Raw genomic sequence first — 14,606 nt, forward strand, 5'->3', positions numbered from 1 at the left:
GCCCTTTTCACATCAATATCAAGCTTACACCAGCGCCGCCAGCACCGTATCGCGCACCGCTTCGACCTTCTGCGTACCATCGATGCGTACATATTTTGGCGCACTCGCATCGCCACTGGCAGCCATTTTGGAATAGAAGCCGATCAGCACTTCGGTCTGCTCGTGATAAACCGCCAGCCGCTTCATCACGGTTTCTGCCTTGTCGTCCTCGCGCTGGATCAGGTCCTCGCCGCTCTCGTCGTCCTTGCCCTCCACTTTTGGCGGATTGTAGGTCACGTGATAGGTGCGGCCGGAAGACAGGTGCACACGACGACCCGACATGCGGTCAATGATATTCTGGTCTGGCACATCGATCTCGACGACGTAATCGATGCTCACACCGGCGTCACGCATTGCTTCTGCTTGTGGTGTAGTACGCGGAAAACCGTCGAACATAAAGCCGTTGGCACAATCAGGCTCGGCAATACGCTCTTTAACCAAGCCGATAATGATGTCGTCGCGCACCAGGCCGCCCGCATCCATAATGGCCTTGGCTTCCAGCCCAAGCGGCGTCCCGGCTTTGACGGCAGCACGCAGCATATCGCCAGTAGAAATCTGCGGAATACCAAATTTTTCCTTGATATAGCCCGCCTGTGTACCCTTACCGGCGCCCGGAGCACCCAACAAAATCAGCTTCATGCCAAACTCCCGTAAAATTTTGATCACTCAAATAGTTGCGTTGAAGAGATGCCGTACCCGCTCCAGATCTTCCGGCGTATCCACGCCTGCAGCCGGCGCTTCATCCACGGTTGCCACCATAATGGAATAGCCGTGCCAAAGCACACGCAGCTGCTCCAGCGCTTCAAAAGCTTCCAGCGCGGCCGGTTTCAAAGCGGAATACGTCGAAAGAAAGCCGGCCTGATAAGCGTACATACCGATGTGCCGCAAGACGGGTAAGTCCTGCGGCAAAGCATTCACATCTTGTGCAAACGCATCGCGGGCATACGGAATGGGGGCACGACTGAAATACAATGCCCGGCCACGGTGATCCAGCACCACCTTGACCACATTGGGATTGAACATATCGGCAGCATCGTGAATCGGATGAGCCATCGTCGCCATCGGCACGGCAGCATCGCGCATAAGCTCCGCCAGCCGGTCGATCAGCGCCGGATCAATCAGCGGCTCGTCACCTTGCACATTGACCACGATTTCGCCATCAGCCAGCCCCAAGCTGACCACCACTTCGGCCAGACGATCGGTACCACTGGCGTGATCGCTGCGAGTCAAGACTGCCTCGATACCATGAGCTAGACAAGCCGCCAGAATATCCGCGTGATCGGTTGCCACAATCACGCGACTGGCCCTGCTTTGTGCGGCACGCTCGGCCACACGCACCACCATGGGCTTGCCGGCAATATCGGCCAGTGGCTTACCGGGCAGACGGCTAGAAGCCATACGCGCCGGTATGACCACCACAAAGCAGCTCATTTCACTTCTTCCTCGGGCGGCAATTCCCGCGCCTCGGACACCAGCATCATGGGAATGCCATCGCGAATAGGGAAGCCGAGCCGATCTGGCTTGCAGATCAGCTCTTGTGCCGCCTTGTCGTAGACCAAAGGCCCTTTACACAAAGGGCATACCAGAATTTCCAGAAATTTTGCGTCCATTACCGTCTCTTCAATTGAACGATGATCCAGTCGGCCAAATCCGGCGCAAGCCGCGCGGCGACTGGCAGCGCCCATAGTCTAGCATGATTGATGCGCTGCAACTTGACAGCATCTTTAGTTGTCACCAACACGGCATCGGCCTCATCCGGCACGTCTTCAGGGACGAAAGCGTGATGATCGGGAAACGAGATATTTTTTTCGCTGACAATACCTTGCGCAGCAAGAGTGGCAAAAAAACGCTGCGGGTGGCCAATACCGGCCAGGGCCACCACACGCTGCCCGGCAAAGTCAGCAGCCGCACACGTAAGCGCAGGGTTTGCCAGCGAGACAAAACGCCCCGGCTCCAGCGTCATGATAAACACCGGCAGTGCGGCAGGCAAACGCGGGAAGCCGGCCCCAACGCCACCATTTATAACAACAGCATCAACACTTTTCAGACGCGACAAGGGCTCGCGCAAAGGGCCGGCAGGCAAGAGACGCCCATTACCCACGCCGCGCTCACCATCCATGACCACAATCTCAAGCGCCCGCCCCAGACGATAATGTTGCAAACCGTCATCAGACAGAATCAAGTCCAGATCGGGATGACTGGCCAGCAGGTGAAGCCCGGCGGCGACGCGATCCTTACCCACAACGACAGGCACACCGGAGGCCGCCACCAGTAAAGGCTCGTCTCCCACTTCATCGGCGCGACTATCCGCCGCCACCAGCGTAGCCACCCGATGACGCCCCCCATAACCGCGGCTAATCACCCCCACCCGCAGCCCGCGGGCCTGCAAGGACGAAATCAGCGACAAGGTTAACGGTGTCTTGCCGACCCCGCCGACATTGATATTGCCGATCACGACCACAGGCACCGGCAAATGCAGTGTCTTGCAAAAACCGATCCGGAATGCCAGGCGCCGGACGGCGCTTAGCGAGGCAAACAGCCACGCCAGCGGTGCCAGTAAAATGGCCAACCAGAGGCGTGGCGTATACCAGTGTTTTTCTATGCTATTCACGAGTACAGCTCACGGCCCCTCGCTACGGGTAGCAAACGTCAATTGCGTGAGGCCGGCTGCACGCGCAGCCTCCATGACACTGACCACAGCCTGATGCTGTGCACGCGCGTCGGCACTGATGACCACGACCGGATCCTTGCGCCCCTGCGCATCAAGTTTAAGCACTTCCGCTAGCGCCTCGACCGATGGATTCGCCAAGCGTGTTTTACCTACCACCACCTCACCTGCCGCACTCACCAGAACATCCAGTTCGGATGCTTTTTCCTGAGCCACGCCCGCCTCGGCAGAGGGCAAGTTGATTTCTATTTCCGAATAACGCGAATACGTCGTCGTCACCATCAGAAAAATCAGAATCACCAGTAAAAGATCGATCAGCGGAATAAAGTTGATCTCGGGCTCTTCCCGATGTCGCCCACGACGAAAATTCATGATGGCTTACCCGTTGTGTCCGTTACGCACACCTTGCACCGCTTCTACCAGACGAATAGCTTGCGCCTCCATTTCAACCAGCAGGCTGTCGACACGGGCACGGAAATGGCGGTAAAAAATCATACTGGGAATGGCGACAATCAGGCCAAATGCAGTATTGTAAAGCGCAACCGAAATACCATGCGCCAGTGCCTGCGGATTGGTACCACTTGGCGATTGCGAGCCGAAAATCTCTATCATGCCAAATACAGTCCCCAGCAAACCCAGTAGCGGCGCCATGGCGGCGATAGTACCCAAGGTCGTCAGATAGCGTTCCAGCTCATACCCGACGAGGCGCCCTTCATCCTCGATAGACTCCTTCATGATTTCACGTGAACTGGAGGCATTACGCAGCCCGGCAGACAACACCCGGCCCAATGAAGAATGGGCTGCCAGTTGCCCGGTCAGCGCTTTACTGGCCCCAGCCATATGAAAAGCCTGAATGGCATCATCGGCCAAGCCTTTGGGGGCCACCAGCGAGGATCTGAGGAAATACAAGCGCTCGAGAATAATTGCGACCGAAATCACGGACGCAAGGATAATGGTCCATATCGGCCAGCCTGCCGCTTGAATAATTGACCACACCAGCATTCTCCCTCAGTTTGCAAACGGCAAACTGTATCGGTGAAACACGCCGACTGCAACCGGCGAGGACATTCGATAGGACAGTTATCGAAGATAATTGATATCGGTATTCGTGCAATATCCAAAGTCACGCACTTAAGCCGCTATTTTTCAAAGGAAAATACAGAAAACCCACAGCACCTGTGGGTAACTTTGTGGAAAAGTACGGGGGAAAGCCGTGCAAAGACCACCCAGCAAGGCTTGTGCAGTTTTGAGTACAAATTAACCAAGAAAATTAAGCTACTGTTTTAAAACAATTATTTTATTTTGCACACAAAAAAACACATAAACATACTGTCAGACAATCAACCCTTTTCACTGACCCCACCCTGTGGATGACTTGACAAACCATGCTTTTCACTACGCAAGCCCAAGACGTCATCAGCGTTACCGCCCTCAACCGCATGGCACGCACACTACTGGAAAATGGCATTCCTTCCCTATGGATAGGTGGGGAGATATCCAACCTCACACTAGCCGCCTCGGGACACGCCTATTTTTCTCTTAAGGATGCTGGCGCTCAAATACGCTGCGTCATGTTCCGTCAGCGTGTCAACCAGCTTGACTTCAAGCCCCGAGAAGGCATGCAGGTCGAACTGCGTGGAGCAGTCACACTGTACGAGGCTCGCGGCGACTATCAGATCTCGGTAGAAACCATGCGTGAAGCCGGCCTTGGAAAATTGTATGAAGCCTACGAAAAACTGAAAAAACGGCTGGCGATAGAAGGATTATTTGCAGAAGAGCACAAACAGCGGCTTCCGCTACATCCGCGCGCCATCGGCATCGTCACCTCGCCTGCTGCCGCAGCCTTGCGCGACGTCATCACCACCCTTGCCCGACGCATGCCGGATATTCCCGTCATCCTTTATCCCACCCCGGTACAGGGCAAGGATGCCGCCCTGCAAATAGCGCAAGCCATCACACGCGCCGGCAAGCGCAATGAAGTCGATGTCATCATCGTCTGCCGCGGCGGCGGCAGCATCGAAGACTTGTGGGCCTTTAACGAAGAACCCGTTGCACGCGCCATTGCTCACTGCCCTATTCCCATCGTCAGCGGTATTGGCCACGAAACCGACTTCACCATCTGCGACTTCGTAGCCGACCAGCGCGCCCCCACCCCCACAGCGGCAGCCGAACTGGTTTCTCCCAGTCGCGACGTGATGCTGCAGCATCTGGAGCGCGGCAAACGCGGTCTGGAGCGGGCGCTGGCGCGCTTGATTATCGATAAAGGACAGCGCCTGGACTACCTCGCCAACCGGCTGTCACACCCCGGAGAGCGACTGGCACGCCAGCAACAGGATCTGGCACGAGCCCGCATGACGCTGGAAAAACTAATCAAAGCCAAGCTCAAGCACGATGCCTGGCAACTTGAACATGCCAATGCCCGTCTCGCCCGACTACGACCGGATCCCGGGCAGCAAGCACGCGCCTTGCAGCAACTGGCCACCAGACTCATGCGGGCCAGCGGGCAAATGGCCGCTTCGCGCAGGATGACCTTGCTGCGTATTGAGACCACACTCTCGGCCATGAATCCTGAAGCGGTGCTGGCTCGCGGTTATGCCATCGTGCAAAATGCACAAGGCAAGGCCGTGAAATCACCCAGCGAACTTAGCGATGGCGAGCAGGTCAGGCTGCAACTGGCCGAAGGCCAAGTCAGCGCACAAATCACCCTGCCGCAGGGCACCCAGACATACTTGCCGTTTTAAACTATTCAGGAGATTTTGAGCAGGGGCACCGCTTGACAGAACAAAGGCATAAACGGAGTATGTGTCGTTTTCAAACATGCGTTTAACTTCATGAAAATACGCCCATCTTTTGTCAAAGCCATCATCAATCTGTGGCCGCCGTTTCTGGGGGCAGGCATACGCGTCAAGACTATCGCACATGACTGGCGGCAAATTGAAGTACGCATGAAGCTGGGTTTCACCAACCGTAATTATGTCGGTGTTCATTTTGGTGGCAGCCTGTACTCAATGACGGACCCATTTTTCATGCTGATGCTGATCAATACGCTGGGAAAAGACTACATCGTCTGGGATAAGGCAGGCCGTATAGACTACATCAAGCCAGGAACCGGAACGGTCAGCGCTGTATTTTCCATAGACACGGCGACCGTAGATGCCATACGCCGAAATACGGAAAACGGAGAAAAATATCTACCGGAATTGAGTGTTGATGTGCGCGATGCAAAAGGCGAGATTGTCTCCAGAGTCCACAAAACCCTGTACATCCGAAAAAAACAGGGCTTAACGCAGAAAAGCCCGCGAGACGGGCAATAGCCAAGGCACACCAGACTGTGTGTGCCAAGACTGCGAGAAAGCAGACGCCGGAAAAACGTCGCTGCAATTCATGACAAGGCCATCATGAATACGGCAAACTTAAACGACGCAATAAGACTCAGTCGCCAAAGCCACAGAAGACTTCGCGCATCATCTTGAGCACTTCCAGCGTACGGATATCTCCCACGCGATAATACACACGGTTGGCATCTTTGCGCGTGCGCAGTACCCCTTTATCGCGCATGATAGCCAGATGCTGGGAAATATTACTTTGTGAAGTCCCCACCTTTTCCACGATATCCTGCACGCTCACCTCCTGGTCTTCGAGAACGGAGATGATTTTCAGGCGTAACGGGTGCGACATTGCCTTCATCGCGCGGGATGTCTGCTCGATCTGATCGTCGTTAAACAACAAGACATTACTCCTGAGTAGGTATTTTTTATAATTAGCTTGGATTTATGATTACAATAATACCCATAACTGCCTTCAGCATCAAGAAGCCCTAATATTCTGAATGTATATATCAAATGCAAGCACTGACTCCGGTACTTCTACTTATCCTTGATGGCTTTGGTGAGCGTAGCGATGGCGACAACAACGCCATCTTGCACGCCCACACGCCCAACCTCGACCGCCTGCGTGCCCAATACGCAACAGGTGCCATTGAAGCCTCGGAAGGCTTTGTCGGTCTGCCTGGCGGACAATTCGGCAATTCCGAAGTCGGGCACCTCAACATTGGCGCCGGACGCATCGTACAACAGGATATCAGCCGCATAGACAGCGACATTGAAAGCGGCCGTTTCGCCAGCAACCCGGTACTGCAGGCCGCCTTTGAAAAAAGCCATGGCCATACCTTGCACATTCTGGGCCTGTTATCTGACGGGGGCGTTCACAGTCATGAGGCACAGCTTCATGCACTTATCCACGCGGCAGAAGCTGCCGGCGTCGAGAAAATATTATTACACGCCTTCCTGGACGGCCGCGATACTCCGCCGCGTAGCGCCGAAACCTACCTCCGGCACCTGTCCGACACACTGGCCAATTGTCCGCATACGCGGCTAGCCAGTGTCAGTGGCCGCTACTGGGGCATGGACAGGGACAAACGCTGGGAGCGGGTAGAACCGGCTTACCGCCTGATCGTGGAAGGCCAGGCGACATATCAGGCCGCAGATGGTTTGACGGCACTTTCAGATGCCTATGCACGCGGCGAGAACGACGAATTTGTCGCGGCAACCGTCATTGGCGAGTCGCACCCCATCACAGATGGCGACGTAGTCCTGTTTATGAACTTCCGTGCCGACCGCGCACGCCAGTTCACCAGCGCGCTGACCGACCCCGATTTTGACGGTTTCACTGTTCGCCAGCCGGCACTGGGCTATTTCGCCACCCTCACCAGCTATGGCGCGGCCTATGCCAACCCGGCGCTTTATACGCCACAAACGCTATGCAACGGTTTTGGTGAATACTTATCCGGTCTGGGTCTGACCCAACTGCGCATTGCCGAAACCGAAAAATACCCGCACGTCACCTATTTTTTCAATGGTGGCGAAGAGGCTGTCTACCCGGGCGAGGAGCGTATTCTGGTCCCCTCCCCCAAAGTGGCAACCTATGATCTGCAACCGGAAATGAATGCCCCCGAAGTGACGCGCCATATCGTGGACGCCATTGCATCGGGCCGCTTCAATGCCATCATCTGCAATTTTGCCAACGGCGATATGGTGGGCCATAGCGGCAATTTCGCTGCGGCCGTCAAAGCCGTCGAGGCACTGGATACCTGCGTAGGAGAATGTGTCACGGCCATGCTAGCCGGCAAGGGTGAAGTACTGATCACCGCCGACCATGGCAACTGCGAACAGATGCATGATGCGGCACACGATCAACCGCATACCCAGCACACCCTCAATCGTGTGCCCTTCATCTATGTCGGACGCCAGGCGTCCATACGTAGCGGTGGCTCTTTGCGCGATATTGCACCATCGCTGCTGGCCATGATGGGATTGGGAAAACCGGCCGAAATGACGGGCCAATCGCTGATTGAATTCAAGTGAAACTCTGGCCACTATTATTACTGCTATCCGGTGCGGCACTGGCTGCGCCGGAAAAGATACCTGCTGTTGCGCCGCACCAGCAGGATCTTTCTTCGGTGCGTAAAGAAATCAACACACTGAAAAAAGATATTGCGCAAAAAGAGGCGGTACGCAAAGACGCACAAAATGCGATTCAGGAATCGGAACAGGCACTAAAAGCCACGCAACGGGCACTGAACCAACTGGAAAGCAAACAGCAAATCTCCAGCAAGAAGCTGGCCGAACTGCAACACCAATTGCAAGGCACGCGTGACAATGCGCTTGAACTGAAAAGCCGCATTGCCGCTATCTTGCAGCGCCAACAGCGCGGAGGGCAGCATGATGCCATGCGTCTGATGCTGAATCAGGGCAATCCCAACCAGAGCAGCCGTGATCTGGCGTATTACCGCTACATCGCTCAAGCACAACAAGGCTTGATCCAGCGTTTGGGCGAACAGGAAAATGAATTACTCGTTCTGTCCGAACAAGTCGCACAAGAATTGGAAAAACTGGGACTGCAAAGCCATCGTCAGGAAAGTCAGCAGGACAAACTGGCACGGGAAAAAGCGACACAGGAACAACAGGCCCAGCTACTGGCAAACGAGATACGCAATAAGCAAGGTACACTAGGCAAGCTGCAACAAGATGAAAAACGCCTTTCCAGCCTGATTGCCCAGATCAACCGCCAGATTGAAGCACAACGCCAAGCCGCTGCGCGCAAGAAGGCTGAAGAGCGCAAAGCCCGGGCATTGGCCCGCAAGCAGGAAAATGAACGCCGCCGCAAACTGGCGGCACAAGCCAAACAACAAGGCAAAACGCTGCCGGCTGAGGCCACACGCCAGATTCGTGAAGAAGCCGTCGAATCGGTGGCCGATAGCAGCAGCAGTGGTCGCAGCTTCCGCAGCCTGCAAGGACGGATGCAGCTACCGGTTTCCGGCAGTATTGCCGGGCGCTACGGCAGTGCCCGGCCAGAAGGCAGCAGCTGGAAGGGGCTATTTATCCGCAGCAGCCCCGGTCAGCCAGTGCGTGCCGTTGCCGATGGCAGTGTCGTCTATGCCGATGCACTCAGAGGCTTTGGCAATGCAGTGATCATCGACCACGGCGGCAACTATATGACCGTCTATACCGGTTTGGGCACCATTGCCCGCAGCAGCGGCCAAACCATCAAGGGCGGTGACACACTAGGCAACACCGGCACACTGGACAGCGGCGAAAGCGGCCTTTATTTTGAACTGCGTTATATGGGGCGACCTATCAACCCCCAATCCTGGATGCGCTAGCGGAGAACCCATAAGACATGATGACCCCACCTTTCCGCAAAATTGCACTAATAGGCGCCAGCGCACTGGCCGGCGCGCTCTTGACTGTCAGCCTGACCGCCAGCGCCGACAAGGACATCGGCTCGCCTTTGCCGCTAAGCGAGCTGAGAACCTTTGCCGAAGTGTTTGGCCGCATCAAGCAGGACTATGTCGAGCCGGTTGAAGACAAAAAACTGATCAACGATGCCATACGCGGCATGCTGACCGGCCTTGACCCGCACTCCGACTATATGAATGCCGAAGAATTCAAGGAGTTACGCGAAGGCACCCAAGGCGAGTTTGGCGGCTTGGGTATTGAAATTGGCGCCGAAGATGGTCTGGTCAAGGTCATTGCCCCTATCGAGGACACACCGGCACAACAGGCCGGCGTGAAAAGTGGCGACTTGATCATCAAAATTGACGATACACCGGTGCGCGGCCTGTCACTGAGCGATGCCGTCAAAAAAATGCGCGGCAAACCCGGCAGCAAGGTGACACTGACTATCGCGCGCAAAAACGAGGGCAAACCGGTGGTACTGACCCTGACCCGCGCCATCATCAAGACCAAGAGTGTCAAGTCGCGCATGCTGGAGCCCGACTATGGTTATGTGCGAGTGGCCCAGTTCCAGGAACATTCGGCCGAAAACCTCGCCCAAGCACTGACCCAGCTCTACAAAGACAACAAGACGCCGCTTAAGGGCGTGGTACTGGACCTGCGTGACGACCCCGGCGGCCTGCTTAATGGTGCAGTGGGTGTCTCGGCAGCTTTCCTGCCCAAGAATACGCTGGTGGTGTATACCGAAGGCCGCACCGATGACGCAAAAATGCGCCTGACAGCCACACCGGAAAATTATCTGGCGCGGGGCGGCCGCGATTACCTCGCCGGCCTGCCGGCCGAAGTGAAAAAAGTCCCCTTGGTCGTTCTGGTGAACGGCGGCAGTGCCTCGGCTTCTGAAATTGTGGCCGGCGCCTTGCAGGATCACAAGCGCGCCATCATTATCGGCACGCAGACCTTCGGCAAAGGCTCGGTGCAGTCGGTACTTCCTTTGGGAAGCGAAGGCGGCATCAAACTGACGACCGCACGCTACTTCACGCCGAATGGCCGCTCCATTCAGGCCAAGGGGATCACACCGGATGTAGAAGTAGCCGAATCGACGGTCAATGGCGCGGAATCCTCATTCCGCATCCGCGAAGCGGATCTTGAGCGTCATCTGGAAAATCCGGAACAAAAGAACGGCAAGGACAAGACGCAGCCTAAGCCGGCAGAAAAAACCAAGCCCGTTCCCCTGCCAGAGAGCAAACCCGATGCCAAGGACGGCAAGGTGCCGGCTGACTACCAACTGTCGCAGGCCTTGAATATACTCAAGGTTCAGCAGATATTGATGCAAAAGCAGGTTCAACCGTAAAGGGGCGCGCCATCGCGCCGAAGGAGGTGCGATGCGTGCCCGTGAACTGTACAAATGCAGGACACTGATACTCTGTGATGCGGCGGCCACCCTTGTGGCTGCCGCCTGTCTTAAAGACGCAGGTGCCCATGTGCTGGCACTCCCTCCGATGCGCCGGCTGATCATCAGCTATACCCTGCCGGATACAACCCTCAGCGCTTTGCTGCAACAGCTGGATGCACATCACATCCGGCTTGACCCAGGCTCGCTGCAGCACTGGCATCTGAAGCTGCTCGTATTCAGCGAGGAAGTCCAGCTATCCAATCTCTCCATGCCGGTTCCCGACACCAAGGGCACACAAGCCTTCAGCCAGCTATACCAGCAGCACCCACACGGAGACTGCGACGACACACCGGAAGAATTGCGTCACGAGCGCTGACGCCTGCCATTACATCGGCATTCCTGCTACCCTAGCGGATCTACGCGATCCCGCTATGGAATACCCGCATGCTAAAGCCAGAGTTCGTGCTCGCCTTTCGCGAAGCCGCACCCTATATCCACGCCTACCGTGGCAAGGTTTTTGTGATTGCCGTCAATGGCGAATGTCTGGCCGCCAATCACTTCCCGCGCCTGGCACAAGACCTCAACCTGCTAGTCAGTCTGGGCGTACGTATCGTACTGGTGCATGGCGCACGTCCACAAATTGATGCCCAACTGGCCCTGCGCGGCATCGCCTGCCGTTTTCACGGAGGGCGCCGCGTCACCGATGCCGACACGATGACCGCCGTCAAGGCTGCAATCGGCGAAGCCCGCCACAGCATTGAAGCACAGCTCACCATGGGCATGCCCAATTCGCCCATGCATGGCGCACACCTGCGGGTCGCTGGCGGTAATTATGTAGCGGCACAACCGCTGGGGGTCCTTGATGGCGTAGACATGCAGTACGCCGGTCAGGTCCGGCGTATCGACAGCAGTTCGCTGAATGCGCGGCTGGCCTGCGGCGAACTGGTACTTCTCTCTCCCATCGGCTACTCCCCGACCGGCGAAGCCTTCAACCTGACCATGGAAGAGGTCGCCTACCAAGCTGCCATGGCACTCAATGCGGAAAAGCTGATCTTTCTGGTAGAAGATGGCGGGCTGGTTGACAACGAAGGACTACTGCACCCGTCCATCACCGTAGAACAGGCCAAGGCGCTGATGGCCGCCAATCAGGGCAGCAAGGAAGTCGGTGTCTGCCTGCCATGGGCAGTACGCGCCACCGAGGGCGGACTCAGCCGCAGCCATCTAGTCAGCGGTAGCGAAGACGGCGCACTACTGGTCGAACTGTTCACCCACTTTGGCAGCGGAACCATGATAGTGCGCCAGCCGTTGGTGCAATTGCGTCAGGCCGATATCGATGATATCGGCAGCCTGCTGGCGCTGATCCAGCCACTGGAAGAACAGGGGGTACTGGTCAGGCGCAGCCGCGAGCATCTGGAAATGGATATCCGCCGCTTCACCCTGCTCGAACACGATGGCAAGGTCTTCGGCTGTGTCGCGCTCTACCCCTTCCTTGATTCCGGCATGGCGGAGCTGGCCTGCCTGGTGGTCGCTCCCGAGCAACGTACGGCAGGCTATGGCGAGATGCTGCTGCAGGCGGTAGAAATACAGGCCAGACAAGAGGGCATCGCGACACTTTTTGTCCTGACCACACGCACCGCACATTGGTTTGTCGAGCGCGGATTTACCGAAGCCGACCCGCTGGCACTACCGGAAGAAAAACTGCAGCGTTACAACGGAGCCCGCCGCTCCAAAGTTTTTATGAAAACATTGTAAACAGCGCCTATGTTGGCATGCATCCCACTTGGAAGCCAAGACATGGCTGTGACACAATAGCAGGGTAGACTTCACCGCAACATCTAAGGAAATTCAATGGCTAGAATGGTCAACTGCATCAAACTGGGCCGCGAGGCCGAAGGCATGGACTTCGCCCCGCTGCCGGGTGAAATGGGCAAGCGCCTGTATGAAAGCGTATCCAAAGAAGCCTGGCAGGGCTGGCTGCGTCACCAGACCATGCTGATCAATGAAAACCGCCTGAGTCTGGCCGATGCCCGCGCCCGCCAGTACCTGATGCAGCAAATGGATGCCTACTTCTTTGGCCAGGGCGCCGAAGCCCCGGCCGGTTACACGCCACAAGCCTGACAACTGCTGACAAACTGACAGCAGTGAGCCCGCCATCCTACCTGGACAAGGCGGGCTGCTCCGCCCTCGCCTTGAGGGCATTGCCTAATACAAGAAGAAGCCACATGACTCAAGCACAAGAATTGCTGCTCAACCGCGAGCTGGGCCTGATCGAATTCAACCGCCGGGTACTGGCGCAGGGCGAAGACGAGAGTCTGCCCCTACTGGAGCGGCTGAAATTTCTGTGTATTGTTTCATCGAATCTGGACGAGTTTTTCGAAGTCCGCGTGGCGTGGCTCAAGGACAATATCCAGCACAACCCCGGGCGTATCCTTGCCGATGGCAATACACCGGGCGGCACGCTTAACCGTGTGGTGACCACAGCCCATACGCTGGTTGCCCAGCAATATGCGCTACTCACCGATGCCATACTGCCCTCACTCAGGAAAGAAGGCATCGTATTCCTGCGCCGGCGCGAATGGAGCGCAGCACAGCAGGAGTGGATCAAGGCATTTTTTTTCCGCGAACTGATGCCCATCCTCACGCCTATCGGGCTGGATCCGGCGCACCCCTTCCCCAAGGTGCTCAACAAGAGCCTGAACTTTGCCGTCGAACTGGAAGGCCGTGATGCCTTTGGCCGCGCCTCCGGCATTGCCATCGTACAGGCACCGCGCATCCTGCCGCGCGTCATCCAGTTGCCCGCCGAGGTGTGTGACGGCAACAGCACTACTTTTGCCTTCCTGTCATCCATCCTGCACTCGCATGTGCACGAGCTATTCCTGGGCATGACCGTCAAGGGCTGCTACCAGTTCCGCGTCACCCGCAACAGCGAACTGACGCTAGAAGAAGAAGACCTGAAAAACCTCAGAACGGCGTTGCAGGGCGAATTGCGCCACCGCCAATTTGGTCAGGCGGTACGGTTGGAAATTGCCGATACCTGCCCGCAACATATGGAAGACTTCCTGCTCACCCAGTTCAACCTGCGCCGCGAAGACGTTTACCGCGTCAATGGCCCGGTCAATCTGGTGCGTATGATGCAAGTTCCCGATCTCGTTGACAGGCCCGATCTGAAATTTGCCCCCTTCATTCCCAGCCTGCCACTCGTGTTGCAGCAAAAAGCCGACCTGTTCGAGGCCATCCGCAAGGGCGACATCCTGCTGCACCACCCCTACCAGAGCTTTCAGCCTGTCATCGACATGCTCAACCTCGCCGCCATCGACCCGCAGGTTGTCGCCATCAAGATGACGGTATACCGCACCGGCACCGACTCGGTACTGATGGACTCGCTCATTGCCGCGGCTCGAGCCGGCAAACAGGTCACCGTAGTCGTAGAGCTGATGGCGCGCTTCGATGAAGAGGCCAATATCGGCTGGGCCAGCCGTCTGGAGGATGCCGGCGCCCACGTGGTGTACGGCGTATTCGGCTACAAGGTCCACGCCAAAATGCTGATGGTCGTGCGCCGCGAAGACGGCGCACTCAAGCGCTATCTCCATCTGGGCACCGGCAACTATCACCCGCGCACCGCCCGCATGTATACCGACTTAGGCCTGATGACCTGCAATGAAGATATCGCCAGCGATGTTAACGATATCTTTGTCCAGATCACCGGACTGGGTCGCGCCAGCAAGTTAAAATTACTGGCACAAAGCCCGTTCACCCTGCATTCCATGATCAT

Annotated in this window: 16 protein-coding genes; 9 read left to right on the top strand and 7 right to left on the bottom strand. The window is 56.5% G+C overall.

What is annotated here, in order from left to right:
- Nucleotides 1-24: 24 nt before the first annotated feature.
- Genes adk through ACRC1E_RS10110 form a run of 6 tightly spaced genes read right to left on the bottom strand, consistent with a single transcriptional unit; the run spans nucleotide 25 to nucleotide 3,709 of the window.
- Nucleotides 25-678, bottom strand: coding sequence for an adenylate kinase (gene adk / locus ACRC1E_RS10085; RefSeq protein ID WP_438514966.1), 654 nt, complete (start codon nucleotides 676-678; stop codon nucleotides 25-27).
- 27 nt (nucleotides 679-705) lie between these two features.
- Nucleotides 706-1,470 carry a 3-deoxy-manno-octulosonate cytidylyltransferase gene (kdsB, locus tag ACRC1E_RS10090; RefSeq protein ID WP_438514967.1) on the bottom strand — a complete coding sequence of 255 codons (765 nt, stop codon included), beginning with the start codon at nucleotides 1,468-1,470 and terminating at the stop codon, nucleotides 706-708.
- Complete coding sequence (locus tag ACRC1E_RS10095) at nucleotides 1,467-1,649, bottom strand: Trm112 family protein (protein ID WP_438514968.1); 183 nt, start codon at nucleotides 1,647-1,649, stop codon at nucleotides 1,467-1,469. The genes kdsB and ACRC1E_RS10095 overlap by 4 nt, the downstream gene beginning before the upstream one ends.
- Nucleotides 1,649-2,650, bottom strand: coding sequence for a tetraacyldisaccharide 4'-kinase (gene lpxK / locus ACRC1E_RS10100; RefSeq protein WP_438514969.1), 1,002 nt, complete (start codon nucleotides 2,648-2,650; stop codon nucleotides 1,649-1,651). Before lpxK ends, ACRC1E_RS10095 begins: the two co-directional genes overlap by 1 nt.
- A 9-nt stretch (nucleotides 2,651-2,659) precedes the next feature.
- Complete coding sequence (locus ACRC1E_RS10105; protein WP_438514970.1) at nucleotides 2,660-3,079, bottom strand: ExbD/TolR family protein; 420 nt, start codon at nucleotides 3,077-3,079, stop codon at nucleotides 2,660-2,662.
- A 6-nt stretch (nucleotides 3,080-3,085) separates the two neighbouring features.
- Nucleotides 3,086-3,709, bottom strand: a complete 624-nt coding sequence (locus ACRC1E_RS10110) for a MotA/TolQ/ExbB proton channel family protein (RefSeq protein WP_438514971.1) — start codon at nucleotides 3,707-3,709, stop codon at nucleotides 3,086-3,088.
- A gap of 383 nt (nucleotides 3,710-4,092) precedes the next feature.
- Here ACRC1E_RS10110 and xseA point away from each other — a divergent pair, with 383 nt between their 5' ends.
- Entirely contained in the window at nucleotides 4,093-5,448 is a 1,356-nt protein-coding gene (xseA, locus tag ACRC1E_RS10115; RefSeq protein WP_438514972.1) for an exodeoxyribonuclease VII large subunit, read from the top strand.
- Nucleotides 5,449-5,538: 90 nt separating this feature from the next.
- On the top strand, nucleotides 5,539-6,021 hold the full coding sequence (locus ACRC1E_RS10120; RefSeq protein WP_438514973.1) for a DUF4442 domain-containing protein: 483 nt from the start codon (nucleotides 5,539-5,541) through the stop codon (nucleotides 6,019-6,021).
- A 118-nt stretch (nucleotides 6,022-6,139) separates the two neighbouring features.
- On the opposite strand, the gene ACRC1E_RS10125 is transcribed toward ACRC1E_RS10120, so the two are convergent.
- Nucleotides 6,140-6,436, bottom strand: coding sequence for an ArsR/SmtB family transcription factor (locus tag ACRC1E_RS10125; RefSeq protein WP_124734248.1), 297 nt, complete (start codon nucleotides 6,434-6,436; stop codon nucleotides 6,140-6,142).
- Nucleotides 6,437-6,549: 113 nt separating this feature from the next.
- On the opposite strand from ACRC1E_RS10125, the gene gpmI reads away from it, so the two are divergent.
- The 7 genes from gpmI to ppk1 form a co-directional block, all read left to right on the top strand.
- The gene (gene gpmI / locus ACRC1E_RS10130) at nucleotides 6,550-8,070 is read left to right on the top strand and encodes a 2,3-bisphosphoglycerate-independent phosphoglycerate mutase (RefSeq protein ID WP_438514974.1); all 1,521 of its coding nucleotides are present in this window, start codon (nucleotides 6,550-6,552) and stop codon (nucleotides 8,068-8,070) included.
- Nucleotides 8,067-9,368: a murein hydrolase activator EnvC family protein gene (locus ACRC1E_RS10135; protein ID WP_438514975.1), complete on the top strand. Its 1,302-nt coding sequence runs from the start codon at nucleotides 8,067-8,069 to the stop codon at nucleotides 9,366-9,368. Before gpmI ends, ACRC1E_RS10135 begins: the two co-directional genes overlap by 4 nt.
- A gap of 17 nt (nucleotides 9,369-9,385) precedes the next feature.
- A complete protein-coding gene (locus tag ACRC1E_RS10140; RefSeq protein ID WP_438514976.1) occupies nucleotides 9,386-10,792 on the top strand; it encodes a S41 family peptidase in 1,407 nt (468 codons plus the stop codon).
- Between the two features lie 31 nt (nucleotides 10,793-10,823).
- Nucleotides 10,824-11,210 (top strand): hypothetical protein, encoded by a 387-nt coding sequence (locus tag ACRC1E_RS10145; protein ID WP_438514977.1) that lies wholly within the window; start codon nucleotides 10,824-10,826, stop codon nucleotides 11,208-11,210.
- A gap of 68 nt (nucleotides 11,211-11,278) precedes the next feature.
- Entirely contained in the window at nucleotides 11,279-12,586 is a 1,308-nt protein-coding gene (gene argA, locus ACRC1E_RS10150) for an amino-acid N-acetyltransferase (RefSeq protein WP_438514978.1), read from the top strand.
- Between the two features lie 96 nt (nucleotides 12,587-12,682).
- Nucleotides 12,683-12,952, top strand: a complete 270-nt coding sequence (locus ACRC1E_RS10155; RefSeq protein WP_438514979.1) for an oxidative damage protection protein — start codon at nucleotides 12,683-12,685, stop codon at nucleotides 12,950-12,952.
- A gap of 104 nt (nucleotides 12,953-13,056) precedes the next feature.
- Nucleotides 13,057-14,606 (top strand): polyphosphate kinase 1 (gene ppk1, locus ACRC1E_RS10160; RefSeq protein WP_438514980.1); only part of this gene is annotated, 1,550 nt, incomplete at its 3' end.

The sequence above is a fragment of the Craterilacuibacter sp. genome (assembly GCF_051659485.1).
Lineage (GTDB): Bacteria > Pseudomonadota > Gammaproteobacteria > Burkholderiales > Chromobacteriaceae > Craterilacuibacter.